26 protein-coding genes and 1 pseudogene are annotated in these 25576 nt (G+C 70.4%); 14 read left to right on the top strand and 13 right to left on the bottom strand.

Going from position 1 to position 25576, the window contains the following annotated elements:
- Positions 1–34: 34 nt before the first annotated feature.
- The 4 genes from ACGFY5_RS36290 to ACGFY5_RS36275 all read left to right on the top strand — a co-directional run bounded on the left by ACGFY5_RS36290 (position 35) and on the right by ACGFY5_RS36275 (position 4030).
- Positions 35–1942 (top strand): mycofactocin system FadH/OYE family oxidoreductase 2, encoded by a 1908-nt coding sequence (locus tag ACGFY5_RS36290; protein WP_392727573.1) that lies wholly within the window; start codon positions 35–37, stop codon positions 1940–1942.
- On the top strand, positions 1939–2544 hold the full coding sequence (locus ACGFY5_RS36285; RefSeq protein ID WP_392727570.1) for an FAD-binding protein: 606 nt from the start codon (positions 1939–1941) through the stop codon (positions 2542–2544). The genes ACGFY5_RS36290 and ACGFY5_RS36285 overlap by 4 nt, the downstream gene beginning before the upstream one ends.
- Positions 2544–3221 (top strand): mycofactocin biosynthesis peptidyl-dipeptidase MftE, encoded by a 678-nt coding sequence (gene mftE / locus ACGFY5_RS36280; protein WP_392727568.1) that lies wholly within the window; start codon positions 2544–2546, stop codon positions 3219–3221. Before ACGFY5_RS36285 ends, mftE begins: the two co-directional genes overlap by 1 nt.
- Positions 3222–3673: 452 nt before the next feature.
- The gene (locus ACGFY5_RS36275) at positions 3674–4030 is read left to right on the top strand and encodes a VOC family protein (RefSeq protein WP_392727565.1); all 357 of its coding nucleotides are present in this window, start codon (positions 3674–3676) and stop codon (positions 4028–4030) included.
- Here ACGFY5_RS36275 and ACGFY5_RS36270 read toward each other — a convergent pair.
- The 4 genes from ACGFY5_RS36270 to ACGFY5_RS36255 all read right to left on the bottom strand — a co-directional run bounded on the left by ACGFY5_RS36270 (position 3978) and on the right by ACGFY5_RS36255 (position 9387).
- On the bottom strand, positions 3978–4709 hold the full coding sequence (locus tag ACGFY5_RS36270) for a DedA family protein (RefSeq protein ID WP_392727563.1): 732 nt from the start codon (positions 4707–4709) through the stop codon (positions 3978–3980). The genes ACGFY5_RS36275 and ACGFY5_RS36270 overlap by 53 nt on opposite strands.
- A gap of 87 nt (positions 4710–4796) precedes the next feature.
- The gene (locus tag ACGFY5_RS36265) at positions 4797–6692 is read right to left on the bottom strand and encodes an ABC transporter ATP-binding protein (RefSeq protein ID WP_392727854.1); all 1896 of its coding nucleotides are present in this window, start codon (positions 6690–6692) and stop codon (positions 4797–4799) included.
- Between the two features lie 296 nt (positions 6693–6988).
- Complete coding sequence (locus ACGFY5_RS36260) at positions 6989–8725, bottom strand: ABC transporter ATP-binding protein (RefSeq protein WP_392727561.1); 1737 nt, start codon at positions 8723–8725, stop codon at positions 6989–6991.
- Positions 8716–9387: a TetR/AcrR family transcriptional regulator gene (locus ACGFY5_RS36255; protein WP_392727558.1), complete on the bottom strand. Its 672-nt coding sequence runs from the start codon at positions 9385–9387 to the stop codon at positions 8716–8718. The genes ACGFY5_RS36260 and ACGFY5_RS36255 overlap by 10 nt, the downstream gene beginning before the upstream one ends.
- Positions 9388–9628: 241 nt before the next feature.
- Here ACGFY5_RS36255 and ACGFY5_RS36250 point away from each other — a divergent pair, with 241 nt between their 5' ends.
- A complete protein-coding gene (locus ACGFY5_RS36250; protein WP_392727556.1) occupies positions 9629–10234 on the top strand; it encodes a TetR family transcriptional regulator C-terminal domain-containing protein in 606 nt (201 codons plus the stop codon).
- 121 nt (positions 10235–10355) lie between these two features.
- Here ACGFY5_RS36250 and ACGFY5_RS36245 read toward each other — a convergent pair whose 3' ends face one another.
- From ACGFY5_RS36245 to ACGFY5_RS36235, 3 genes are all read right to left on the bottom strand, one after another.
- Positions 10356–10832 carry a hypothetical protein gene (locus ACGFY5_RS36245; RefSeq protein WP_392727553.1) on the bottom strand — a complete coding sequence of 159 codons (477 nt, stop codon included), beginning with the start codon at positions 10830–10832 and terminating at the stop codon, positions 10356–10358.
- On the bottom strand, positions 10819–11064 hold the full coding sequence (locus tag ACGFY5_RS36240) for a hypothetical protein (RefSeq protein ID WP_392727551.1): 246 nt from the start codon (positions 11062–11064) through the stop codon (positions 10819–10821). Before ACGFY5_RS36240 ends, ACGFY5_RS36245 begins: the two co-directional genes overlap by 14 nt.
- Positions 11065–11137: 73 nt before the next feature.
- Positions 11138–11752, bottom strand: coding sequence for a TetR/AcrR family transcriptional regulator C-terminal ligand-binding domain-containing protein (locus ACGFY5_RS36235; RefSeq protein ID WP_392727549.1), 615 nt, complete (start codon positions 11750–11752; stop codon positions 11138–11140).
- A gap of 57 nt (positions 11753–11809) precedes the next feature.
- On the opposite strand from ACGFY5_RS36235, the gene ACGFY5_RS36230 reads away from it, so the two are divergent.
- A complete protein-coding gene (locus ACGFY5_RS36230; protein ID WP_392727547.1) occupies positions 11810–12880 on the top strand; it encodes an MBL fold metallo-hydrolase in 1071 nt (356 codons plus the stop codon).
- 48 nt (positions 12881–12928) lie between these two features.
- On the opposite strand, the gene ACGFY5_RS36225 is transcribed toward ACGFY5_RS36230, so the two are convergent.
- From ACGFY5_RS36225 to ACGFY5_RS36210, 4 genes are all read right to left on the bottom strand, one after another.
- A complete protein-coding gene (locus ACGFY5_RS36225) occupies positions 12929–13384 on the bottom strand; it encodes a GNAT family N-acetyltransferase (RefSeq protein ID WP_392727545.1) in 456 nt (151 codons plus the stop codon).
- A gap of 8 nt (positions 13385–13392) precedes the next feature.
- A complete protein-coding gene (locus ACGFY5_RS36220; protein WP_392727543.1) occupies positions 13393–14100 on the bottom strand; it encodes a GntR family transcriptional regulator in 708 nt (235 codons plus the stop codon).
- A gap of 62 nt (positions 14101–14162) precedes the next feature.
- Positions 14163–14912, bottom strand: coding sequence for an aspartate/glutamate racemase family protein (locus ACGFY5_RS36215; protein WP_392727541.1), 750 nt, complete (start codon positions 14910–14912; stop codon positions 14163–14165).
- Positions 14913–14945: 33 nt separating this feature from the next.
- Positions 14946–16463 carry an NCS1 family nucleobase:cation symporter-1 gene (locus ACGFY5_RS36210; RefSeq protein ID WP_392727539.1) on the bottom strand — a complete coding sequence of 506 codons (1518 nt, stop codon included), beginning with the start codon at positions 16461–16463 and terminating at the stop codon, positions 14946–14948.
- A 329-nt stretch (positions 16464–16792) separates the two neighbouring features.
- Here ACGFY5_RS36210 and ACGFY5_RS36205 point away from each other — a divergent pair, with 329 nt between their 5' ends.
- The 4 genes from ACGFY5_RS36205 to ACGFY5_RS36190 are packed head-to-tail and all read left to right on the top strand — an operon-like array spanning position 16793 to position 19401.
- Positions 16793–17338 (top strand): sigma-70 family RNA polymerase sigma factor, encoded by a 546-nt coding sequence (locus ACGFY5_RS36205; protein WP_392727537.1) that lies wholly within the window; start codon positions 16793–16795, stop codon positions 17336–17338.
- The gene (locus tag ACGFY5_RS36200) at positions 17335–18039 is read left to right on the top strand and encodes an anti-sigma factor family protein (protein ID WP_392727535.1); all 705 of its coding nucleotides are present in this window, start codon (positions 17335–17337) and stop codon (positions 18037–18039) included. The genes ACGFY5_RS36205 and ACGFY5_RS36200 overlap by 4 nt, the downstream gene beginning before the upstream one ends.
- Before the next feature lie 22 nt (positions 18040–18061).
- A complete protein-coding gene (locus tag ACGFY5_RS36195; RefSeq protein ID WP_392727533.1) occupies positions 18062–18832 on the top strand; it encodes a hypothetical protein in 771 nt (256 codons plus the stop codon).
- A 41-nt stretch (positions 18833–18873) separates the two neighbouring features.
- Entirely contained in the window at positions 18874–19401 is a 528-nt protein-coding gene (locus ACGFY5_RS36190) for a hypothetical protein (RefSeq protein WP_392727531.1), read from the top strand.
- Positions 19402–19425: 24 nt separating this feature from the next.
- Here the strand turns inward: ACGFY5_RS36190 and ACGFY5_RS36185 are convergent.
- Positions 19426–20459, bottom strand: a pseudogene (locus ACGFY5_RS36185) (epoxide hydrolase family protein).
- A gap of 132 nt (positions 20460–20591) precedes the next feature.
- Between ACGFY5_RS36185 and ribA the strand changes: the two are divergent.
- The 4 genes from ribA to ACGFY5_RS36165 all read left to right on the top strand — a co-directional run bounded on the left by ribA (position 20592) and on the right by ACGFY5_RS36165 (position 24240).
- Entirely contained in the window at positions 20592–21245 is a 654-nt protein-coding gene (gene ribA / locus ACGFY5_RS36180) for a GTP cyclohydrolase II (RefSeq protein WP_392727529.1), read from the top strand.
- 437 nt (positions 21246–21682) lie between these two features.
- Positions 21683–22444: a DUF2889 domain-containing protein gene (locus ACGFY5_RS36175; protein WP_392727527.1), complete on the top strand. Its 762-nt coding sequence runs from the start codon at positions 21683–21685 to the stop codon at positions 22442–22444.
- Between the two features lie 27 nt (positions 22445–22471).
- On the top strand, positions 22472–23611 hold the full coding sequence (locus tag ACGFY5_RS36170; RefSeq protein WP_392727525.1) for a sensor histidine kinase: 1140 nt from the start codon (positions 22472–22474) through the stop codon (positions 23609–23611).
- Positions 23602–24240: a DNA-binding response regulator gene (locus ACGFY5_RS36165; protein WP_392727524.1), complete on the top strand. Its 639-nt coding sequence runs from the start codon at positions 23602–23604 to the stop codon at positions 24238–24240. The genes ACGFY5_RS36170 and ACGFY5_RS36165 overlap by 10 nt, the downstream gene beginning before the upstream one ends.
- On the opposite strand, the gene ACGFY5_RS36160 is transcribed toward ACGFY5_RS36165, so the two are convergent.
- Complete coding sequence (locus ACGFY5_RS36160; RefSeq protein ID WP_392727522.1) at positions 24225–25559, bottom strand: MFS transporter; 1335 nt, start codon at positions 25557–25559, stop codon at positions 24225–24227. The two genes, ACGFY5_RS36165 and ACGFY5_RS36160, sit on opposite strands and share 16 nt — an antisense overlap.
- Between the last annotated feature and the right edge of the window lie 17 nt (positions 25560–25576).

The raw sequence follows: 25576 nt of genomic DNA, 5'->3' as shown, positions 1-25576 counted from the left end.
CGCCGGCGCCCGCGCGTCCGGACCCGTCGGCGGCATGAGCATGCTCGCCGCTCCGTTGCGGGTGGGTCGGTTGACCCTCCGCAACAGAGTGGTGTTCTCGGCGCATCTGACGAACTTCGCGGTGGACGGGCTGGTGACCGACCAGCACGTCGCGTACTACGCGGAGCGGGCACGGGGTGGGGCAGGGCTGATCATCACCGAAGAGCACACCGTGCACCCCTCGGACCAGCCCTACGAGAAGCTGATCCGGGGATACGACTTCCAGCCCGGATACGCGGCACTGACGTCCGCCGTGCATGCCGCGGGTTCGGCGGTGTTCGCGCAGCTCAACCACAACGGTGGACAGTCGTCGGGGATGTATACGCGGCAGCCGGTGCTGGCGCCGAGCCCGGTACCGGATGCGCTGTTCCGCGAGGTACCCCGGTCGCTCTCCGCGGGGGACATCGCGGACATCGTGGCCGCGTACGCCGCAACCGCGGTCCGGTGCATCGAGGGCGGGTTCGACGGGGTCGAGCTGCAGGGGTCGCATTCGTCGCTGATCCGGCAGTTCCTGTCGGGGGCGACGAACCGGCGGACCGACGCGTACGGCGACCGGTTCCTGTTCCTGCGCGAGGTGGTTCTCGCAGTCCGCGCGGCGATCGGGCCCTCGCCCGTGCTGGGCGTTCGGCTCGGCGGTGACGAGATGATCGCTGATGGGGTGACCCTTTCCGACGGGGTGGCCGCGGCTCGGGCCGTGGAGGCGACCGGCGCCGTGGATTACCTGAACACGTCGATCGGGGTGGCCACCGAGACGCTGTTCCTGATCCAGGCGAGCATGCGGGTGCCACCGCGGTACGCGCTGCACATTCCGGCCGCGCTGCGTGCGGCGGTGTCGTTGCCGGTGGTGGGCGTGGGCCGGTTCAAGAGCGTCGCGCAGGCGGAGAAGGCGCTGGAGGAAGGGTCTGCGGATCTGATCGGCGCGGTGCGGGCGCAGATCGCGGATCCGTCGTGGGCGTCCGCGGGGGCGGCAGCGCGGACGTGTTTGTCGTGCAACCAGGAGTGCGTGGGGCGGGTCGGCTTCAACCGCTGGATCGGCTGCGTGGTGAACCCGCGCGCGGGCCACGAGGCCGCGCTCCAGCCCGGGGCGCCGCGGCGGCGCCGCAGGGTGGTCGTGGTCGGGGGCGGGCCGGCCGGGATGCAAGCGGCGGTGACAGCCGCCGAGCACGGGCACGACGTCACGTTGTACGAGCGGTCCCCGCAACTCGGTGGGATGGTGCCGCTCGCGGCGCGGGTGCCGAGCCGGGCGGAGTTCGGGGAGTTGTCGCGGTCGCTCGCGGCGGCGGTTGCGCGCGCCGGAGTGTCGGTGCGGCTCGGCGTCCCGGTGACCGCCGACGCGCTGCTGGCCGCCGCTCCGGATGCCGTCGTGCTCGCGACCGGTGCGTCGCCGGTGCGGCCCTCATGGGCCCGCTGTACCCGCGTGATCGACGTTCGGCAGGTGCTGTCGGGACGCGTGGAACCGTCGGGGAACGTGCTCGTGTACGACGAACTCGGGTTCCACGAGGGGACGTCGGTGGCCGAACTCCTCGCCGACCGGGGGTGCCGGGTGGAGATCGCCACGCCCGGGATGATCGTCGGGCAGGACCTCGGCGTAACGCTGGACCTCGAGCTGTGGACGATCGCGGCGGAGGCGCGGGGGGTGCTGTGCACGCCGGACGTGACGGTCGCGGTGGCTGATCCGGTCGGCGATCGGGTGCGGGTGGGGCTCGCTCACCATCCGACGGGGGCTCGGTGGGAGCGCACCGTCGATTGGGTCGTGACGTCCGTGCACCCGCGTGCCGATGACACCCTGTGGCAGGCGCTCGTCGGGGCACCGTTTCCGGTGCATCGGATCGGCGATTGTCTGGCCCCGCGCCGGGCGCATGCCGCCGTGCTCGAGGGTGAGCGAGTGGGGGCGGCGCTGTGAGTCTCGGTCGCGCTGCGGTGGTGGTGTGTGTCGGGGGCGGGGTGCTGGGTGGCTCACCCCGTGCGGTGTGCAGGTTGGTTGCGGACGTGGCCAGCGCTCTCGGGGGAGAGGTCGGCGCGACCCGGGCGGTCGTCGACGCGGGGTGGATCGGCTCTTCGTTACTGGTCGGTGCCTCCGGAGTCACGATCGACCCGGTGGTCTACCTGGGCTTCGGTGTCTCCGGCACTGCGTTCCATGAGATCGGCCGCCCGGCCCACGTCGTCAGCGTCAACACCGACCCGGCGGCCCCGCTGATGGCCCGAGCGACCCTCCCTCTCCGCACCGACGCCATCGCCCTCCTCCACGAACTAGCCCCCCGCCTCCGTGCCGCCTACCGCCCCCGCGCCGGTCGACCCTGGGCCGAGGAGCTTCGGGCGGGGTGTGGTCACCGTCGGGCGGGCGAAGACGTGAATGGCGTCGATCTGAGGCGTATGGACGGGAGGGTGTACGAGCGGATGCGGATGGTGACTGGGGGACCGATTCGGCCGGTACGGCCGATCGTGCCGTTGCTCGCGGTGGAGGCCGCTGCTGCCCTGATCGACTACCTGGAAGAATGCTGCTGATGAGCGAGCTGGCCGACTGCACCTGGCCGGAGATTTCCGGTGCCGGCGTCCTGGCGATTCCGGTGGGGTCGACGGAGCAGCACGGTCCGCATCTCCCGTTCTCCACGGACACCGACGTCGCCGTGGCCCTCGCCCGCGCGCTGGCTTCGCGGCGCGCTGATGTGCTGGTGGCGCCGGCGATGCCGTACGGGTCGTCCGGGGAGCACCAGGGGTTTCCGGGCACGCTCTCGATCGGTCCGGACGCGATCGAGCTGGTGCTCGTGGAGCTGGGGCGTTCCGCGACCGAGACGTTCGGGCGGATTCTGTTCGTCTCCGGTCACGGCGGGAACGCGATTCCGGTGAACCGGGCGGTGCGGCGGCTCCGCAGTGAGGGTCGCGACGCGCTCGCGTGGGCACCGCGGTGGCGCGGGGATGCGCATGCGGGGCGCACGGAGACGTCCGTGCAGTTGGCGCTCGATGCCTCCCGCGTGCGGGTCGACCTCGCCGCGCCGGGCAACACCGCGCCGCTTTCCGAGTTGTTGCCGGTGATGCGCGAGCAGGGACTCCGCCCGGTGACGGCGAACGGGGTGCTGGGCGATCCGTCGGGGGCCGACGCCGACGAGGGGTCGCGGTTGTTGGTGGAAGCCACCGACGACCTGGCGACCACGGTCTCCCGCTGGCTCGGCGAGGCTGCCTGACCGTCCTTTCTAGGACGTGGAAAGTTCGGTGCTGGACGGCAACCTTCTGCCCGATCGCGGCGTACTCGGTGGGCGACGGAAGGAGTCGCCCGTGCGCGGGAAATCGGAAGCCTTCGCCGGCTTATGCGATCGACCGGAACAAGTCGAAGATCACCGCGGTGAAGGTGCACGACACGGCGAACGGCGAGGCCCGCGACGAGGAACAGTGGTGGGACGGTGCTACCGGCGACTGCCGTCGGCACGCCGACGGGGCGGACGCGCTGATCAAGTACACCGGGGGTCGGGCGACGTTGACGGTGGTCGACCACGCGACGCGGCGACCAGTCGAGTGCCCCCCGGAAGCCCGACGCCGAACCCGCGAAGTAGGGCGGTGCTCGAGATGCGGGGTGGCTTGGTGGGTGTTCTGATGTCGGAAGAGGTCGGAAAAGACCGTTCCGAGTGAAGGGGGAGCAATGGCTACGGGTGTCGCTTCGGTATGGGTTCCGGTAGACGACATGGATCGGGCTGTCGGGTTCTACCGCGATGTGCTCGGCCTGGAGTTGACCGATCAGCAGCCGCAGTGGAGTGAGCTCGACGCGGATGGACTGCGGATCGGACTCAACGCCCGGGAGGGTGCGAGTCAGCACGCGGACGGTGGTGCGGTGATCAGTTTCCGCCCGGACGGCGATCTGGAGTCCGAAGTTGATCGGCTGCGTGGCGCCGGGGTGCGGTTCACCGGCGACATCAGCGACCACGAGTGGGGCCGGATCGTCCCGTTCAAGGACAGCGAGGGCAACGACCTGCAGCTGTACGCACCCCCGCAGAACTGAATCCGGATGCACCCGCCGTCTGTTCACCGGCGGCGGATGTGCCGGAATACGAGAGTAGGGGTTCGTCCGAGGGTGTGGTGGGAGTGCGACGGCGTCGGCGGGACCCCGCCCCGAGGACGGCCGACACGACCAATCCCAAGCTCAGGCCGGTGAGCATGCCCAGCCAGGGCGTATCGGCGAACAGCGCTCCGCCGAGATAGCCGATCAGGGTCGTGTATACCGCCCAGGCGGTCGTGGCCAGGGCCGTCCAGGTGGTGAACCGGCGCAGCGGGTATCGGCCGGCGCCACAAGCCAGTGTCACAGCCAGTCGCCCGCACGGGATGAAGCGGCCGGTGAGGATCACGACGCCCGCCCGGCGCCCGAGGTCCCCGGAAGCGCGATCCATCAGCCGTCCGACGTACTTGCCGACCCGACCCGCCGGCCGTCCCGGTGCGTTCCCGTCCCGTGGGTGGCGGCGCGGCAGTAGGCGTCCGATGCCGTACGCGACATGGTCGCCGACGAACGCGCCGACCGCGGCCACCAGCACCACCGCAACCAGCGCGGGCTGCCCGGAGGCGGCGAACGACCCCGCGGCGATCACCGCGGACTCCGAGGGAACGACGGGGATGAAACCGTCCAGCAGCGTGAGCCCGAACAGCAACGGATAGACAGCGGGCGACGCCAAGAGCTCCACAAGCATGGTGCCAGCGTGACGACCGGCGAGCTGCCGGTCGTCACGCTGTGCGGTCGTGCTGACCTAGCCCGGAAGAGCTAGGGAGGATCCCTGTCAGAGATCGGCGACCGGCTGCGCGAACTGCGCCGAGTACAGCCGCGCGTACGCGCCCTCGGCCACGAGCAGGTCGGTGTGCGTGCCCTGCTCGACGATGCTGCCGTCCTCCATGACGAGGATCAGGTCGGCGTCGCGGATCGTGGACAGCCGGTGCGCGATGACGAAGCTGGTGCGCCCCTGCCGCAGTGAGCTCATGGCCTGCTGGATGAGCAGCTCGGTGCGGGTGTCGACGGAGCTGGTGGCCTCGTCGAGGATCAGGATCGCCGGCTCGGCCAGGAACGCCCTGGCGATCGTGATCAGCTGCCGCTCACCGGCCGAGACGCTCGAGCCCTCCTCGTCGAGGACCGTGTCGTACCCGTCGGGCAGGGTGCGGACGAAGTGGTCGACGTGGGTGGCCACGGCGGCTTCCTCGATCTCGGCCTGGGTGACGTCCCGGCGTGAGCCGTAGGCGATGTTGTCGGCGATCGTGCCGCCGAACAGCCAGGCGTCCTGCAGCACCATGCCGGTGGCGGCGCGCAGATCGGCCCGGGACATCGTCGCGATGTCGACGCCGTCGAGCGTGATGCGACCGCCGGTGACCTCGTAGAAGCGCATCAGCAGGTTGACCAGCGTGGTTTTGCCCGCACCGGTGGGGCCGACGATCGCGACGGTCTGGCCGGGATCGACGGCCAGCGACAGATCGTCGATCAGCGGCTTGTCGGGTGCGTAGCGGAAGCTGACGTGCTCGAACTCGACGCGTCCGCGGATGCGCTCCGGCTTCGCCGGGGTCTCCGGGTCGGGGTCCTGCTCGTGCGCGTCGAGCAGAGCAAAGACCCGCTCCGCGGACGCGACGCCCGACTGCAGGAGGTTGGCCATGCTCGCGACCTGGGTGAGGGGCTGGCTGAACTGGCGGGAGTACTGGATGAACGCCTGCACCTCGCCGAGCGTGAGCGCACCCGAGGCGACGCGGAGCGCACCGACCACCGCTACCAGCACGTAGTTGACGTTGCCGATGAACATCATCGCCGGCTGGATCAGGCCGGAGATGAACTGTGCGCGGTAGCTCGACTGGTAGAGCGCCTCGTTCTGGGCGGCGAAGACCGCGCGGGTCTCGTCCTGGCGGCCGAACGCCTTGACCAGCGCGTGGCCGGTGAAGGCCTCTTCGACGTGGCCGTTGAGTTTGCCGGTGGTGGACCACTGGCCGATGAACTGCGGCCGGGCGCGTTTGCCGATGACGCCGGCGAGCCAGGCCGAGAGCGGGATCGTGATCAGCGCGATCACCGCGAGGAGCGGGGAGATCCAGAACATCAGGCTGAGCACGCCGACGATCGTGAACAGCGAGATGATGACCTGGCTCAGTGTTTGCTGGAGCGTCTGGGCGAGGTTGTCGATGTCGTTGGTGACGCGGGAGAGGATTTCGCCGCGGGGCTGGCGGTCGAAGTAGTTGAGCGGGAGTCGCGCGAGCTTGGACTGGGTTTCCTCGCGGAGGCGGTAGACCACGCGTTGGACGATCGTGGTCGTCACTCGGCCCTGGAGGAGTGCGAACAGGGACGCGGCGAGGTAGATGCCGAGGACGAACAGGAGGACGCGGCCGACCGCGTCGAAGTCGATGCCCTGGCCGGGGACGACGTCGATGTGGCTGATCAGGTCGGCCATCGTGTTTTCGCCGCGGTCGCGGAGGGCGTCGACGGCCTGTTCCTTGGTGACGCCGGAGGGGAGGCTGCGGCCGATGACGCCCGCGAAGATCAGGTCGGTGGCGTGGCCGAGGATTTTCGGGCCGGTCACCGAGAGGGCGACGCTCGCGGCGGCCAGGAGGAGACCCAGGCCCATGAGCGGGCGCTCCGGGCGGAGGGTGGCAAGCAGGCGTTTGCTGGAGCTCTTGAAGTCCAGCGCCTTTTCGCCGGGGCCCGACATGAACCGGGCCGGGCCCGGCCCGGGCGCCCCACCGGGTCCCCGAGCGGCCGTAGGACGCTCCCCCACCGCAGTAGCGACACTCCCGTCCGCGCCGGCGGCTCCGGTCGGGCCGCCGGGGACGGCCAGGCCGTCGGGCGTGCCGACGCCCGCGCCACCCGGCGCCTCCGCGCCGGCCATCGCACCCGGGCCACCCGGGGCCGCGGCGCCAGGGCCGGGGCCGCCGGTAGATGCGTCAGCAGCATTGGGGCCGCCGGGACGGGCGCCGTTGGGGCCGGTGCCGTTGGTCGAGGGGCCGGTCATGCTGCGGCCTCCTGGGCGGTCAGCTGGGAGAGGACGATTTCGCGGTAGGTGTCGTTGGAGTCGAGCAACTCGGCGTGGGTACCGGTACCGACCACCCGGCCCTGGTCGAGCACGACGATGCGATCGGCGTTCCGGATCGTGCTGACGCGCTGGGCGACGATCACGACCGTCGCCTCGGTGGTCTCTCGCGCCAGCGCGGCCCGCAGCGCCGCGTCGGTGGCGTAGTCGAGCGCCGAGAACGAGTCGTCGAACAGGTAGATCTCCGGCTCGTGCACGAGCGCCCGCGCGATCGCGAGCCGTTGCCGCTGCCCACCGGACACGTTCGAGCCACCCTGCGCGATCGGCGCGTCCAACCCCTCGGGCAGGCCCCGCACGAACGCGGCCGCCTGAGCGATCTCCAGCGCGCGCCAGAGCTGCGCCTCGGTGGCGTCCGGATTGCCGTACCGCAGGTTTGACGCGATGGTGCCGGTGAACAGGTACGGACGCTGCGGCACCAACCCGATCACCCGGGACAGGTCCACCGGATCGAGCTCCCGCACGTCGACGCCGTCGATCAGCACAGCCCCCGCGGTGACGTCCGCCAACCGGGGAATCAAGTTCAGCAACGTGGTCTTCCCGGCCCCGGTACTACCGATGATCGCGGTGACCTCGCCCGGACTGGCGACCAGATCGACGTCGCACAGGATCGGGTGCTCAGCGCCCGGGAACTGGAACGTGGCACCACGTAGTTCGAGGTGACCACGCGCAGCCGGCAGCGGCGTAGCCGTAGCCGGGGGAACCACCGACGTGTCGGTGTCGAGCACCTCGCTGAGCCGCTCCGCACCCACCTGCGCTCGCGGCGCCATCATGAACATGAACGTGGCCATCATGACCGACATGAGCGTCTGCATCAGGTAGCTGAGGAACGCGGTGAGCGCGCCGATCTGCATGGCACCGGCGTCGATGCGCTGCCCGCCCCACCACAGTACGGCCACACTGGACACGTTCACGACCACCATCACCGACGGGAACATCACCGACATCAGCCGGCCGACCCGCAGCGAGATGTCGTAGAGCTCGTCGTTGGCCTCCGCGAAGCGCGTGCGCTCGTACGGCTCCCGCACGAACGCGCGGATCACCCGGATGCCGCTGATCTGTTCCCGCAGGACGCGGTTGATGTCGTCGAGCTTCACCTGCATGAGGCGGAACTGCGGGCCCAGCCGGGCGATCAGGAACCCGATGATCGCCACCAGTACCGGCAGCGCGACCAGCAGGATCGACGCGAGCGGAACGTCCTGGCGCAGCGCGAGGATGATGCTGCCGACGCACATCACCGGCGCCGCGATCACCATCGTCAGCGTCATCACGACCAGCATCTGGACCTGTTGGACGTCGTTGGTGATGCGGGTGATCAGCGACGGGGTGCCGAACTCGCCGACCTCCCGCGCGGAGAACGCCTGCACCCGGTCGAACACCGCGCCCCGCACGTCCCGGCCCAGCGCCATCGCGACCTTCGCCCCGACGTACACCGCGCCGACCGCACAAATGATCTGCCCGACGCTGATCGCCAGCATCAGGGCGCCGATACGCATGATGTAACCGGTGTCGCCCTCCACCACGCCGTGGTCGATGATGTCGGCGTTGAGCGTCGGCAGGTACAGCATGGCCAGCGTCTGCAGGAACTGCAGCACGACGACCACGGTCAGTGACCGCCGGTAGGGACGCAGGTGCGTCCGCAACAGCCTTACCAGCACGAGTCAGCCTCTCGGTGCGGGAGATTGGCGCGACCGCTCGACTCGAGTTCCCGGGCAGCGGGAGCGACCCGGTCGAGCGCGGTACGCAGGAAGTCAGTCAACGGCAAATCGCTGTCATCGCGAAGCCAATATTCGCTCGCCGCGCGGATGGCGAGCGCGTACGCACCGCCGATGACCCGGGCGGAGAGCTGGTCACAGCCGGTGCGGGCGGCGACGATCTCCGCCAGGGCGAACTCGGTCATGACGGAGTGCCGGAGGTACTCGCCCTGCATGGCCGGTGTGGCCGCGACCAGGCGGATCGTCGCCTTGTCGGGCTCGCCCCGGCCGCGGACCTCGAGCAGGGCGCCGGCGATCGTGTCGTGCAGCGGAGCGTCGTCGGGACGGGAGTGGACCACGGCGAGAAACTCTTCCGCCCAGCGGACACGCTGGGCGAAGATCGCCTCTTCGCGGCTGGAGTAGTAGTTGTTGAACGTGCGGGCCGAGACCCCCGCGGCCGCGGCGATGTCGTCGACCCGGACGTTCTCCGGCCCGACCTCCTGCGCGAGCTTCCACGCCGCGTCGGCGAGAGCCTCGCGGGTGGCTTGCTTCTTGCGTTCCCGCCACGTGACCAACCCGGACGGGTGCTGCTCGATGGTGACGAACGGGATCTCGTCTCCGGTCATGCCCCTACGGTAGTCCCGACATTGCGTGCTCCGCAAATTTTCGGACCACGCAATTCCGAGAGGAGCCCTGGTGTCCAACGTGGACCACTTTCTAATCGGCTGAACGAACTAGTTCCGCATCCTGCATTAGGGAGATGCGCTGTTCCGTTTCGCTGTGTGACTCCACGACCGCTCTCCGGTGCGATATCACTGTTTGGGGAAGCGTTCAGCGTCCTCAGGCGACGAAACGGGTCACATAGCAATGACGACGAAGCGACGTGGCAAAAGCCGCGAAATCGCCCGCTCGGCGATTTCCGTGTTGAGTGAGCACGGAGTCCGAAACGCACGGCTCGCAGACATCGGGGCGGGGTTGGGCATGACCGGCGCCCATCTCCTGTACTACTTCGAGAGCAAGACCGACCTGTTCATGGCTTCCTTACGGATCGTCGAGTCCGACCTCCGGGAGCGGGCCGACGCCGCGTTCTCCGAGCTCGCCACGGCGCAGGAGCGCTGGCGGTGGCTGGTGGACGCCGCCGCGCCGAGCGGCCTGCGCGACAGCAACCTGATGATGTGGCTGGAGGCCTGGTCGGAGGCGGTCCACGACCCGGCCGTGCACCAGCTGATCACCGAACTGGAGACCGGGTGGCAGGGGCTCGTCCGCGAGGTTCTGGAGTACGGCGTGGCCACCGGTGAACTCGACGCCGACCTGGACGTCGAGACGTTCGTCGAAGGCTTCTCCGCGCTCCTCGACGGCCTGACGATCCGGGCGGTCGTCGGTTACCGCCCGGTCGACAAGGCGCGCATCGTCGAGATCTGTGACCGCTTCGCCGCAGCGCATCTGCGCTGGAACACTCCCGCCGCGGTCTAGTCCTCCTCCAGGGACGAGGAGCGGTCCCGGTCCTCGAGGTAACGGGTGTGGTCGGAGAGCCGCCGGGCGTCGTCGGCGTAGATCGCCTCGGCCAGCCGGCGGGTGTCGTCCTGGATCAGCGTCAGCTGCTTGAGCAGTTCCTCGCCCGGCCGGCCGGAGGCGTACCACCGCGGGCCAGGAACGTCTGCAGCGAGGTCGGGAGGTCCGACCGCACCACGCGCGACACCGCGTACGCCTGCTCGGGCGCGCCCTCCAGCGCGTCCGGCCGGTCGAGCACGTCGCGCAGGAGCGTCGCCGTCTCCCGGATCCTCTGCTCCGCCCCGGCGGGGAGCCGGCCGCTCACCGCGTTCACGTGTGCCAGGACCGAGGCGAGGTCGGTGCGGATCGCAGCCGGCTCCATCGACTCACCGTCGAGCGCCACCGCCGCTCGAGCAGGCGGCGTCGCCAGCGCACCGGCCGCGTACAGGCCGACGACCAGCACCCACCACCACGACCCGCCGAACCCGAAGGCCGCCAGCGCGAGCCCGACCAACCCCCCGAGGCACCCGACGACGTTCTTCCGGGAGCCGAGGTAGACGACGAGCTCATTGATAGCCACGGATGTCCTTGAACACGGTCGTCAGCGACTCGTCCCTGGCGTCGAACGTCCGGCCGCCGGTCAGGTCCGCCAACTCGGTCATCTCGTCGGTCGCGGCCTCCCCGAACAGCACGGGGTAGACCGGGATCGCCGGATACCGCTGGTACGCCTGCCGGAAGTCGTCGAACGTGGGTCCGGTCGTGTTCTCCCCGTCGGTCATCAGGACGATCGACGTGACCGGAACCGCGTCCAAGGAATGCCGAGTCGAACAGCAAACGCACGGCGACGCCAGGGGGAACGTTGGGTGTCCCGGGGCTGTCGATTCGTCAGTCGACCTGGGCCTCTCGGTAGTACGCACCGCGCAGTGTCATATCGACGACATCGGCCACGTAGTGCTGCGCCTGCTCGATCATGCGGGGTCGCAGCTCGACCGGCGTCACGAGAACGTGCAGCAGCACGGCGCCGAAAACGCTGTCGATGATCGCGGTGGGGGAGGCGTCCGCGGGCAGCTGGCCGGCCGCGACCGCGTCGCGGACGAGCTGGCGGGCGCTCAACACGGCCGGGGTGATCACCTCGCGGTGGAACAGCGCGAGGAGCTCCGGGTCCTGCGGCGCTTCGACGTAGAGCCGGATCAGCGCGTGCCCGCCCGGTGCCAGATACCGCGCGAGGCTGCTGGACGCGGCCTGGAGCAGAGCGTCACGCAGCGACAGCCCGTCGATCGGGGCCGGTGCCGGCTGCACCCGGCCGATCGCGTCGACCAGGAGCGCGCGCCGGTCGTTCCAGCGCCGGTAGAGCGAGTCCCGGCTGACATCGGCGGCGCGGGCCACCGACTCGAAGTTGAAGCCCGCCCAGCCGACCTCGCCGTAGATCGTCAGCGCCGCCGCGGCGATGCGGTGCTCGACGCCCGGGTCTCGCGGGCGTCCTCGCGTGGCGCGCGTCACTGCTCACTGCCTCCCCCGACGTATTGCCGACGACCGTCGTCGGATAATAATGGACGCGTGGCAGCAACCGAAACGCACGGGTTCGTCGTGCTGGGAACCGAACAGCAGGCGGCCTGGGGACGGCGGGAACTGCCGCCCGTCGAGCAACTCGCCGGTGGGGTCTGGTCGATTCCGGTCCCGATCCCCGACAACCCGCTCCGCTACACGCTGAGTTACCTGCTTCCCGGTGACAGCGGCGTGGTCGTCGTCGACCCGGGTTGGAACGACGAGGAGACGTGGGCGGCGCTGACGTCCGGGCTCTCGACGGCGGGCTACGCGCTGAAAGACGTGCTCGGAGTGGTCGCGACCCACGTGCACCCCGACCACCACGGGCTGTCGCTGCGCCTGCGCGAGGAGACCGGTGCCTGGGTGGCGATGCATCCGGCCGAGGCCGAGAGCATGCCGCAGCGCATGGGCGCGACCACGTCGGAGATCCGGCGCAAGGGCATGGCGCAGATCCTGCGGATGTCCGGCACCTCGCAGGAGGAGATCGACGGCCTGCTGGGCAGCTTCAACCCCCGCTTCGAGCCGGATCTCGTGATGGCCGAGCCCGACGTGCTGCTCGAGGACGGCGCGCTGGTGCCGCTGACCGGCCGGCGGATCCGGACGGTGTGGACGCCGGGGCACACGCCCGGTCACATCTGCCTGGCCGACGAGGAGACCAGGACGCTGCTCACCGGCGACCACGTGTTGCCGCGGATCAGCCCGAACATCGGCCTGGGGCCGTCGTCGAACGCGAAGCCGCTGGCGGACTTCCTGGCGTCGCTGGAGAAGGTCGGGGCGTACGACGACCACGATGCGCTGCCGGCGCACGAGTACCGGTTCCGCGGGCTCGGCGCACGGACGGCGGAGCTGATCGCGCACCACGAGGAGCGCTGCCGCGAACTGGTCGCGGTGGTGCAGTCGCTGGGCGAGCCGACGATGTGGAGCATCGCGCAGGGGCTGACCTGGTCGCGGTCGTGGGAGGAGATCGGCCGGATGCGGTTCGCCGCGCTCGGCGAGACCGCCGCCCACGTGCAGCACCTGGTCGACCGCGGCGAACTGGCCTGGGCACCCGGCGACCCGCCGCGCGTCCGCGTGGCCGGCTGAGGCCTGCACGCCTCGGGGGGGGTTATACGCCCCCGAACCGTTCACGCCTCAGGGGGCGCGTCGTTCGATCAGGACGACGTCGCGCCAGGTGCCGTCGAGTTGGCCGATGCGTTCGCGGGTGCCCACCACGCGGAAGCCCCTGCGCGTGTGGAGTGCGAGGCTCACGTGGTTTTCCGGGAAGATGCCGGACTGGATCGTCCAGATGCCGCTCTTCTCCGTGGAGGCGATCAACGCGTCGAGCAGCCGACCCCCGACACCGCGCCCCGCCGCGTCCGGGTGCACGTAGACGGAGTGCTCGACGACACCCGCGTACACGGGACGCCGGGACACCGGTGAGCAGGCGACCCAGCCGACCACGGTGGAACCCTCCACCGCGACGAGCCGGTGATTCCGCGCGCTGCGGAACTCCTCCCACGTCGGCACCGCGGTCTCGAACGTCGCCAGCCGCGTCTCGATGCCCAGCCGATAGATCTCCAGCACCCGCTCGGCGTGCCGGTCGGCCATCGGCTCGATCACGGTGTCGCGAACAAGCCGGTTTCCGGCGGGAGGTCGGCGATCGAGCTCTCCAGCCGGTAGTGGTGCGTGGCCGAGATGTCCAGCAGCAGCTTGGCGTCGCGGGCGACGAACGCGGCCAGCATGGCGTGGTGGTCGGCGTGCAGCGCGGTGCGTTCCTCGACGCCGATGTAGGCCATCGGGCGGCACGGCTCGGTGACGTTCCACGCCGATTCGAGCACGTACCGCAGCCGCTGCATCCCGGCCGGCGCCAGCAGCGCCATATGGAACCGGCGGCTCTCCCGGTGGTAGCCCGTCGAGTCGTCGTCGGTCACCGCGCGTTCCAACGCCGCGAGCGCTTCGGCGGCGCGCGCGTCGTCGGCATCATCGGCGGACACCACGGCGGCGGCGAGCGCTGCCGCCTCCAGCACCCGGCGCACCACGTAGACCTCGCGCAGTTCGGCCAGCGTGAGCTGGGCGACGGTGTAGCCGGAGCGCGGGCGGTGGTCGACGAGACCCTCGCCGATCAGGGTCATCAGCGACTCACGGACCGGGATCGGGCTGACGCCGAAGCGTTCGGCGACCTCGCCGACCGGGATCGGGACGCCCGGCGGGACCTCGCCGGCGAGGATCACCCGGCGCAGTTCGTTGAGGACTTCGGCCTGGGATGCACCCGGAATCGCTGTCACCTTGCCGGCGAAGTACGAATGCCGTCTCTTCGGTGCCATGGACGCCTCCGGGGTTGGAGACACGGTAGGCCCGACTCGTTTCACGGGGATGTCTGTTTGCGTCAGATTGTTGCTCCTGATTCCAGTGAGAACGAGCCGAGCAACCCCGTGTAGGCCTTGGCCGGCGGACGCGCGTACTCCAGCCGGGTGCTCGTGGTGAGGCCGAGCGCGACCAGTCCCTCCATCATCTTGGTCGCGGCGGCCACCCCGTCGACGACCGGCACGCCGACCGCGGCGCTGATCCGGGCGCACAGGTCGGCCATGCCCGCGCAGCCGAGTACGACGACGTCCGCCTCGTCCTCGGCGACCGCGCGACGGCACTCCTCGGTGATGCGGTACTCGGCGTTGGAGCCGGGGCGCTCCAGATCGAGGACCGGAATCTCGCACGCACGCACCTGTGCGCACTGGGACGCCACCCCGAACCGGGCGGCCAGTTCCCAGGCGCGGCCCGCGGTGCGGCTCAGCGTGGTGACGACGCTGAACGTCCGGCCCAGCAGCACGGCCGTGCGCATCGCTGCCTCGGCGATACCGATCACCGGGCCGTGGGCGAGTTCGCGGGCCGCGTCGACGCCCGGGTCGCCGAAGCAGCCGACGACGTACGCGTCGACGCCCGCTCGTTCGCCGGCCGCGACGGCCTGGAGGAGCCCCGGGACCGCGAGCGCCTCGTCGTAGTGGCTTTCGATCGACGCCGGGCCGGTGGGCGACGTGACCGCCTCGACCGTCGTGCCGACCGCGGCGACGGCCCGGGCGCAGGCAGCCATCGTCGCGGTCATCGTCTCGGTGGTGTTCGGGTTCACGACCTGGATCAACACGGTGTTCTCCTCGCTCGGTGCGGCGAGCGGGGATCAGCTCTCCGGCGTGGCCGCGGGAACCGTGGCCGGTGCGGTCGCCGGGATCTGGTTCTTCAGCGCGAGGTAGATCGCGAACGCGATACCGGCGCCGATGAACCAGCTGAACGCGGCGACGTCCGACGACGCGAAGAACACCACCAGCACGCCGATCACCGCTGCCACCGCGGTGGCGATCACCGCGACGGGGTTGTACCCCTTCACGTAGTAGTACGTGCCCTCGCTGCGCAGCGTGTACAGGTCGTCCACCACGACCGTCTGCCGCTTGACCAGGTAGTAGTCCGCGATCAGCACGCCGTACAGCGGGCCGATGAACGCCCCCAGCACGTCCAGCGTGTAGTGGATCGTGTCCGGCGAGTTGTAGAGGTTCCACGGCGTGATCAGCACCGAACCGACCGCCGCGATCATCCCACCGGCCCGCCAGCTGATCTTCTGCGGCGAGACGTTCGAGAAGTCGAACGCCGGCGAGACGAAGTTCGCGACGATGTTGATGCCGATCGTGGCGATCATGAACGTCAACGCGCCCAGCACGATCGCGAAAGTGTTGTCGAGCCGGGCCACAGTCTCGACCGGGTCGGTGAGGATCTCCCCGAACACCGGCCGGGTCGCCGCCGCCGTCACCACGACGAGGATCGCGAACACCAGGAAGTTGACCGGCAACCCGAGGAAGTTGCCCTTCTTCACCGCGCCGAACGTCTTGCCGTACCGGGCGAAGTCACCGTAGTTGAGCATCGGACCGGAGAAGTACGAGACCACGAGCGCGATCGCGATGATCGTCTCCTGCCACGCCGGCCAGCCGGTCAGCGTCTTGCCGCCCTCGGCCAGGTTGAAGTCGAGGTTCGACCACCCGGCCTTCCAGACCAGGTACGCGGCCAGCAGGAACATCGTCAGGTAGACGGCCGGGCCGCAGAAGTCGATGAACTTCTTGATCGCCTCCATACCGCGCCAGAACACGACCGCCTGCAGCACCCACATCACGCCGAACCCGAGCCAGCCGAGCGCGGACAGTCCGAGGAAGCCGTGCTGGTCGACGTCGGCCCACGGGCCGAGCCCGGGGTCCAGCCGCAGCGCCACCACGATCAGCGCGGCCGACGCCAGGTACGTCTGGATGCCGTACCAGGCCACCGCGATCAGGCCGCGGATGATCGCCGGGATGTTGGCGCCCAGCACCCCGAACGGGATCCGCGAGGCCACCGGGTACGGCGTCCCGGTGCGCTGGCTGGGCCGGGCGACCAGGTTGCAGAGGAAGTACACGATCGTGATGCCGATCAGCAGCGCGATCAGTACCTGCCACGCCACCAGGCCCAACGCGAACAGGCTGCCGGCCGTGAGGTAACCGCCGACGCTGTGGACGTCGGACATCCAGAACGCGAAGAAGTTGTAGGACGTCCAGTTCTGGTTCTTCAGCGGCGCGAGGTCCTCATTGGCCAGCCGGGGGTCGTAGCCGGGCTTGATGACCCCGTCGCCGGCGGCGTGGCTGTGAGTGGTTTCCGCGGGTAACGTCGTTTCGCTCACGAGAGAGCTCCTAACGGTCCGTCGTCAGGGGCTCACGCTAGGCCTGGGAAATTGCGCCTCTATTGCCTCGCGGATATATCTGCCGCCGGGAGCCCCTGAACCTTCTTCGAGACCCGCGCGTGTAGCCGGTGCAGTCCAGCCAGCTTGAGGGGCCCACCGTGACCGTCCTGAGCTTTTCACCCGGCGCTTTCAGCGTCGACCGCGCCGTGCGAGGAGTCCGCGACATCTCGCCCCGCCCCCACAGTGGAAGCGCCGCCCGGCGGCCCGACGGCCCGGTGGCCTACAGTCAGGGGCTAACTCGGGAGACGGCGCAGCGAGGGGAGCGGCGGATGGTCCGAAGCGCTGATCAGCGACGAGGCCCGGCAGGGAACGAGGCGCTGATTCGGTCGCTGTTCGCCGAACACGGACGGGCATTACTGGCTTACGTCACCCGCTTGACCGAGGATCGCTCGCTCGCGGAGGACATCGTCCAGGAGACGATCCTTCGGGCGTGGCGCAATCCGGACGTGATGGTGAACGGCAAGGGCTCCGTGCGTGGTTGGTTACTGACGGTGGCACGCAACATCGTCATCGACCAGAGCCGGGCCCGAGCGGCTCGGCCCACCGAAGTCCCGGAGGTGCCCTACAAGCCCCCGGTGGCCCGCGACCACGCGGAGAACGTCGTCAACCAGATGGTCGTCATGGACGCGTTGGAGCAGCTGCCGCCGGAGCACCGTGACGTCCTGGTCCAGATCTATCTGAAGGGCCGGACGATCAAGGAGGCGGCCGAAGCGCTCGGCGTGCCGGTCGGAACCGTGAAGAGCAGAACGTTCTACGCGCTGAGAACCCTGCGAGATACCTTCGGCGGCCGCGACATCGGGATGGTGACCCGATGACCGCGCCGCACGGACACGTCGACATCGCCGGCTACCTGTTCGGCCTGCTCGACCCGGTGGAGTTCCGGCGGGTCGAGGAGCACCTCGCCACCTGCACCGCGTGCCGTCACGAGGTGACGGTGCTGCGCGAGATCGAGGACGCGCTCGACGAGGTGCCGCCGGAGCTGTTCATGGACGGCCCGGACCCGCAGGCCGATCTGCTGCTGCAGCGCACGCTGCGGGCAGCGCGCGAGGAGACCGCCACCAAGCGATCACGGGGCCGCGGCCTGGTGGCCGGTGCCGCGGCGGTGGTCGCGCTCGCGGCCGCTGTCGGCGGTGGCGTGCTGCTCGGACGCAGCGACTCGTCGGGGCCGCCGATCGCGCTCCCGTCGCCGACCGCGACCGTGGAGGGCACCCGCAGCGGCTCGAACACCGATCCCGCGACCGGTGCGCAGATGACCGCGAGCGTCGTGCCTGCCACCGGTTGGGTGAAGGTGAACGTGAAGCTCACCGGCATCAAGGTCGGCGAGGAATGCGAGATGGTCATCCACGGCACGAACAACGAGGAGGCCGTCGCCGGCAGCTGGGTGATCTCGGAGAAAGCCGCGTCGATGTCGGGCGGATGGCCGACCTCGGGCAGCGCCGCCGTCGCGCCGAACGACGTCGACTCCGTCGAGATCCGGACGACCGCCGGCCGGCATCTCGTCACGGTGGACTTCTGATCGCATCGGTAGGGTCTGACGGGTGTCCGATGCCACCGAACAGCAGGCGCCCCCGGAGGTGGAAGGGCTGGCGTTCGTCGGGGAGGCGATGGGGGAGGCGCCGCCGCGCCGCCGGCGGCGGTGGTTGCTGTTACTGCTCGTGGCGGCGCTGGCGGTGCCCGGCGTCGTCTGCGTCGGCGTCGTGACGTCGTTCAGCAGCGTCGTGCACCGCGATCCGCCCCCTGACCTGGAGTCGGCGGCGGTGATCGACGCGCACGAGGACACCGTCCGCCGCACCACGGCCGCGCTCACCGCCGCGGCGCCCACCGGCACGACCCCGGTGACGACAGCGCGCTACGACGCGTGTGTCCGGGGATCGCGTCAACTGAAGGCGTGGGACGACTTCGACTGGGTCTGCGCCACCCGCGGCTCCGCCGTGCTGAGCCTTCCGCTGCGCGACCTGCGGGCGACGCTGTACGCGGAGCGCGATCGCCTCGACGCGGGCGGCTGGACGGTCGCTTCCGACCACCTGGACGCTCGCGTCGGCCGGGCGGAAACCGCCGTCGAGAGCCGCGCCTGGAATGTGCTCGAACTCGATCGGGACGGAATCCGCCTCGCGCTCTCCTACGGACCCGCGGATACCGCGTTCGTCAACGACTGCCTGCGTCTGCAGAAGGTGGACGTCTCCGCGTACGCGACCCCGAACTGGGAGATCGGTTCACCGGCCCTCGACCGGACCGTGCTGGACACGGCGGTGCGGCCGGACACCGCGTTGGTCCTGCTCACCGCCCAGCGGGTGTGGTTCGCCAACTGACGTTCGTCCGCACGAAATCTTCGCCTCGTACCGTGCGGGCCGTGGACTGGGCTTCGCTGCGGTGGACGATCGCCGGCTGGGTCGGGATCGCGGCGGCGACGTTCACCCTCGCCGTCGGCCGCGACGCGACGCCGTCGCTCCCGTTGACGAGCCCGGCCGCCGCGAGCACCCGGATCTGGCACGAGGACGCGCTCACCCTCACCGTCGGCCGGGGCGCCGACCTGGACGCCCCCGCCTACGACGACCAGTGGGGCCCGAGTGACAGGAACGGGCCCGGCACCGCGTTCGACGTGACGTACGGCCCGGAGGGCTTCCGCCGCGCGGACTGGGCGTTCGGCACCACGCTGGTGCCGGCTCCGTCGACCGTCGGCGGCGCGGGCGTCTGCGCGACCGCGACCGGCTACGGCGCTGCCACGATTCCGCGCGACGAACTCGTCCGCGGCGCGCGGATCTGCGTCCGCACCGGCAACGGCCGCGTCGCGCTGGTCGACGTCGTGAGCACCACGCCGACGACCGGCACCTTCTACGTGACCACTTTCGCGGCCCTCGACGACGTGCTCACCACGTAGATCTGCGTGGCGCCGTCGTCGTGCTCAGCGCAGCTGATTGAAGAAGGTGCGGAGTTCCGCGGTGAACAGTTCCGGCTGCTCGAAGGCGGCGAAGTGGCCGCCGCGGTCGAGTTCGTTCCAGTGCCGGATGTCGGCGAATCGGCGCTCCACCCAGCGCCGGGACGCCCGCGGGTTCTCCTTCGGGAAGATCGAACACCCGGTCGGCACCCGGATCACGTCCGGCGTCGCGCTGGTGAACCACTGCTGCACGGTCGCGAAGCTCTCCCAGTACAGCCGCGCCGACGACGCCCCCGTGCCGGGCAGCCAGTAGAGCATCAGGTTGTCGAGCAGGTCGTCACGGCTCAGCGCGTCGCCGTCGCTCCACGCGTGAAACTTCTCGACGATCCACGCGCACAGCGCGACGGGCGAGTCGACCAGCCCGTACCCGACGGTCTGCGGCCGGGTGGAGTGTTCCAGCGAGTAGCCGTCCTCGGACTTCTGCGCCCGCTCCAGGTCGGCCAGCGCGGCGCGTTCGGCGTCGGTCAGATCGTCGAACGTCGCCGGGTCCGGCGCGGCCAGCGGTGGCACCAGGTGGATCCCGGCCACGTGCGAAGGATCGCGCTGGGCCAGCACCGTGCTGACGCTCGTGCCCCAGTCGCTCCCGGCGGCGCCGTAACGCTCGTAGCCGAGTCGGGCCATCAGCTGCGCCCAGACGTCGGCAATGTGGTGAGCGGACCGACGACTTTCGAATACTCGACGACCGAGCCCGGCCAGCCGTGGGTGAGCACGAGCGGCAGCGCGTCCGCGCGTGGCGACCGGGCGTGCAGGAAGTGGATGCGCAGACCGTCGATCTCGGTGCGGAACTGCGGGACCGCGTTCAGGCGCTCCTCGGTGGCGCGCCAGTCGTAGCCGTCCGCCCAATAGCGACAAAGGTCGCGAAGGTAGTCGAGCGGGACGCCCTGGGACCAGTCGTCGACGGTCTCTGCTTCCGGCCAGCGCGTTCGGCGGAGTCGTTCCCGCAGGTCGTCGAGATCGGCTTCGGGGACGTTCACGACGAGCGGATGGATCGCAGCGGGCATAAGGTTCAGTGTTGCTGCAGTTCGACATTGGGAACGCTGTGAACCAGAACTCGTCGCCCGACGTGTTCACCTGGTGAAATTCTGCTGCACCTCGCTTTTCGTCCCGGCCCCGACAGTGGAAGGTGGTGACCGGTGACCGCGACCGCACCAGCGACCGTGCGCGTTCTCGCCCGGGCAAAGCTCCCGACCCGGCACGGCGTCTTCGACGCCGTTTGTTTCTCCGGTGCTGACGACGTCGAACACCTGGCTCTTTCGATGCGGACGCCACCTGCAGCGCCGCCCGGCGGCGAGCCGCCGCTGATCCGTGTGCACTCGGAATGTCTCACCGGCGAGGCGCTCGGTTCGCAGCGATGCGACTGCGGTCCCCAGCTGGACACCGCGCTCGCGTTGATCGCGGAGGAAGGTCGAGGCATGGTCCTCTACCTGCGTGGTCACGAGGGCCGGGGGATCGGCCTGGCGCAGAAGATCCGCGCGTACGCGCTGCAGGAGGCGGGGCTCGATACGGTCGAGGCGAACCTCGAGCTCGGGGAGCCGGTTGATCGCCGTAGTTACGGTCCGGCGGCGGCTTATCTGCGTCAGATCGGCGTCGAGCAGGTGCGGTTGTTGACGAACAACCCGGACAAGGTGGCCGCGTTACGTGCGGCCGGGATCGGGATCGCGGAGGTGCACGCGATGCCGGCTGCGGCGCTCCCGGCCAACGAGGCGTACCTGGCGACGAAGACGCAGAAGATGGGTCACCGGGGTCTGCGCCCCGGCGAGGACCCGCTCTCGTACTCCGCGGAGTAACACCGCGCTTCGGCGCCGGCTGATCCAGCCGCCGCGAGCGGGCCGCGGAACTCCCGGCCCGCTCGCGCCTCCGCGCGCTCGCGTGCGGTGTGATGTGGGTCTCTCGCTTGGTGGGGGCGGAGCGCGTAAGAAGGGTTGATGGGGAGTCGTCCGCTTCATCCGCGTCACGGGATCCACCGGCCGACGTCCGGCAGTCCGATCCGGCGGCCCGGGTCCGTGCGGCGGACCAGCACCGTCGACCTGCTCCGGCCCGACGGGTTGCCGGGTGCCGTCGTCGTCGACGCGCGGGCCCGCGACCTACGGACCGACCCCGACGGCCATGCGACCGCCGACGAAACGCGGCTCGGCGCCGAGATCGACTACCACGGCGGCTGGACGCTGACCTCGATCTCCGCCGACCCTCCCGACGCCAGCTCGCCGAACTGGTCGGTGCGTCCGTGGCCGGCGGGTTCCGCCGCCGGGTGCAGGAGACCCTGCCCGAGCAGTACGCCGAAGCCACCCGTCTGCACCTGCTTCTCGACGATTTCCCGGTGGCGACGCTGGTCAGCGGCGTCGCGTTCGGCGAGGTACCGATGGGCGGGGAGGGCCCGGTGCGCCTGCCCCAGACCGACCTCTGCTCCGGCTGGCGCAGCGACGGCACGGTCATGCTCCAGATCAACCGCGACCGGATCGTCCCCGCAGTCACCGGCCCGGACGCCCCGGATCTCACGCCTGCCCGATCGACACCGCCCGACGAGCCGCCCGGCCCCGAGCTCGCTCCCGCCCGCCCGGGGCCTGCGACGAGCGACGACCTCGGGTGGCACGAGCGGGACGCGCTCTCGCCGCTGGCGCTGCGGCGCGCGCGTCGGCTGGACGTCTGGGAGGCAGACGGGGTATTGCAGGTCGACAGCCTGTATCGCGACTCGCACGTCGACGTCGACGGCCGCGAGACCGTGATCCACGAATACACCTTGCGCGGCAGCGTGGACCCGCACGACTTCCGGATCGTGGACGTCGTCGCGACACCGCGCGTGCTGCCCTGGGTCGAGTGCCCGTCCGCGGCGGCGAGCGCTCAGCGCCTGACCGGGCAGAACGTGCGCGACCTGCGCCCGGTCGTCCGCCGGGAATTCACCGGCATTTCGACGTGCACGCACCTCAACGACCAGATGCGTCAACTGGCCGACGTCCCGGCACTGGTGTGGTTTTCCGCAGTGCGCTGACGTAGTGCCGCGCTTTACGGTCGAGTGGTGCGCAACGTGGTGGCGAGGGTCGTGCGGACGTCGGTCGGCGTCGGGCTCGGCGCGTTCACCGGCCTGGTCGCGATCGGCTTTCTCGTCGTCGCGGGCGTCTCCTTGGCAGCGACGGCGGGACGGGCCCGCCGGAAGCTCGGCGAGGTGGCGACCACGCTGACCCGAATGGACCGGCAACGCGTGCACCGGTTCCTCGGCCCGAGCGTGGCCACTGACGTGGACGGCACGCGAGCTGTCGCCTACCAGGCAACCCGAGTGCTGGTCGGGCTGTTCGGGGGCCTTCTGTGGGGCCTGCTGCTCTGGGGTGCGGCCACCGTCGTGGCGCTCTTCGTCGGCTGGCTGGTGGGATGGCCGGTCGACAACATCGAACCCAGCCCGTTCAACGTCGTCTACCTGACCGGGCTGGCCGCGGTGCTCGCGTTCCTGAACGTCGAGGGCCTCCTCGCGGTGGGCCGGATCGACCGGTGGGTCGCCGACCGGATGCTCGGCCCCGGCCCTGGCGCGGAGTACGAGCGGCGGATCGCGGAGCTGTCGACCACCCGCTCGGAGGTGGTGGCCGCTGTCGACGCCGAGCGCCGCCGGATCGAACGCGACCTCCACGACGGCGTTCAGCAGCGCCTCGTGGCGGTCGGAATGCTGCTCGGACGGGCCCGACGCCTGCCCGCCGACGACGACCGGCACGCGGCGCTCCTGCGCCAGGCCCACGACGAGGCCGCGGACGCGCTGGTGGAGCTGCGTGAGGTGTCGTGGCGGGTGTTCCCGGCGGCGCTGGACACGGGCGGTCTGCCGGTCGCGCTCGAGACGGTGGCGGACCGGTCGCCGGTCCCCGTGGTGCTGACCGTCGACGTGACCGAGCGGCCGGTCCGCGCCGTCGAGACCGTGGCGTACTTCGTGGTGAGCGAGGCGGTGACGAACGCGGTGAAGCACGCGTCGGCTTCCCGCGTGGACGTTTTCGTGAGCCGGAGAATGGACGAGCTGGCGGTGACGATCCGCGACGACGGCCTCGGTGGTGCGACGACCACGGGCGAGGGTCTCACCGGCCTCGCGCGGCGCGTGGCGGCCCTCGACGGGCGGTTCACCGTGGACAGTCCGGCCGGTGGCCCGACCACTGTCGAGGCGGTGCTGCCGTGCGGTTGATGCTGGCCGAGGACTCGGCGCTACTGCGGGTTGGCCTGGAACGCCTGGTCACCGACGAGGGGCACGAGGTCGTCGCGTCCGTCGGCACCGCGGACGAGCTGCTCGTCGAGGTGGCCCGCGACCAGCCCGACGTCGTCGTCGTGGACGTCCGGATGCCGCCGACGCACACCGACGAGGGGCTGCGCGCCGCCCTCCGAATTCGCGCGGAGTGGCCGGCGGTGGGGGTGCTCGTGCTGTCGCAGTACGTGGAGAAGAGGTACGCGACCGAGCTGCTCGGAAGTACTGCCTCCGGGATCGGGTACCTGCTGAAGGACCGGGTCGTGCGGGTCGAGGAGTTCCTCGACGCGCTGGTCCGGGTCGGCGAGGGCCGGGCCGCGTTCGATCCCGAAGTCGTGCGCCAGCTCCTCGCCCGCCCGGCGTATCCGGTCTCGGCGCTCACCGCCCGGGAACGCGAGGTGCTCGGGCGGATGGCACAGGGACAGACGAACGGCCGGATCGGCGCCGAGCTGTCGATCTCGCAGAGCGCGGTGGAGAAGCACGTGAACGCGATCTTCGACAAGCTCGGCCTGTCGGCCGAAGGTGGTTACAGCCGCCGTGTGCTCGCGGTGCTGCGTCATCTCGGTGCGTGAACCGCCAGGTGGCGGGCCGGGGTCAACCCCAGTGACGCGACGGCGGCCACCAGCGCGAGGACGGCGATCACCCACCACGTGCGCACGAACGAGCCGTCGCCGAGCACTGCCACCACGATGCTGACGCCGAGCACGGTGCCGATCTGGCGGCTCATGTTCACCACGGCGCTACCGGTCGCCGACCGCGCCGGGGGTAACTGCGCCGTCGCCGACGCCAGGATCGTCGGGAGCGTCAGCCCGACGCCGATCCCTCCGATCAACCAGCCCGGCAACACGTCGGCCACGTACGACGGTTCGGGGCTGACCGACGTCAGCAAGAGAACGGAACCGAGTGCCCAGAGGACGCAGCCGACGGCGGCCAGCCACCCGGCGGGCCAGCGCTTCGTGAGGGCGGCACCGCCGAGCGCGAACAGCGGCACCATCAGCGGGCCGGGCGCGATCGCCAGACCGGTGCGGATGGCGGAGTAACCCCAGACGTTCTGCAGGTAGAGGATGCCGACGAGCAGTCCGGCGGCGAAGCTCGCGCTGAAGATCAGGATGGCGATGTTCGCCCAGGCGAACGTGCGCACCTGGAACAGCGCGGGGTCGATCAGCGGGGCGCGGTGCCGGGCGGTGTTCACTGCGAAACCCGCCAGCGCGACGGCGGCGACCGCGAAGGCCAGCAGTCGGTTGCTGTCCTCCACCAAAGCAAAGGCCAGTGCACCGACGCCGACGGTCAGCAGCGCGGCGCCGCGCAGGTCGAGGACGCGCTCCGGGTCGGGAACGCGGTAGTCCGGCACGCGACGCAGCGCCGCGAACACCAGCACCACGCCGAGCGGCACGTTGATCAGGAAAATCCACCGCCACGACAGTTCGACGAGAAAGCCGCCGACGACGGGGCCGAGCGCTGCGGCGAGGGCGTTCGTCGCGGCCCAGATCCGGACGGAGAACGCGCGCCGCTCGGCCGGCACCGCGTGGATCAGCAGGCCCAGGCTGGTGGGGGTCAGGGCCGCGGCGCCCACGGCTTGGAGCACGCGGAAGCCGATCAGCGCGCCGAGGGTGGGGCTCGCGGCGGCCGCGGCGCTGGCGGCGGTGAAGATCACCAGTCCGGCGACGAACGCGGGGCGGTTGCCGATGCGGTCGGCGAGGCGCCCGGCCGGGACGAGGAGCGCGGCGTAGGCGATCGCGTAGCCGCTGAGGATCCAGCTCTGCGTGCCGAGCGAGTGGCCCGGGAAGCTCGCGCCGATGTCGGTGAACGCGACGTTGACCACGAACAGGTCGAGACCGGCGAGGAACGGGGCACCGCACAGGATCGCGAGGATCTGACTCTGCCTTTGCATAGTCAGGGACGGTAAGG

Origin of the sequence: Cryptosporangium sp. NPDC048952 (assembly GCF_043197895.1) — a bacterium.
Lineage (GTDB): Bacteria > Actinomycetota > Actinomycetes > Mycobacteriales > Cryptosporangiaceae > Cryptosporangium.
The sequence above is the reverse complement of the archived record's forward strand: the minus strand, read 5'-3'. Positions and strand labels throughout refer to the sequence as shown.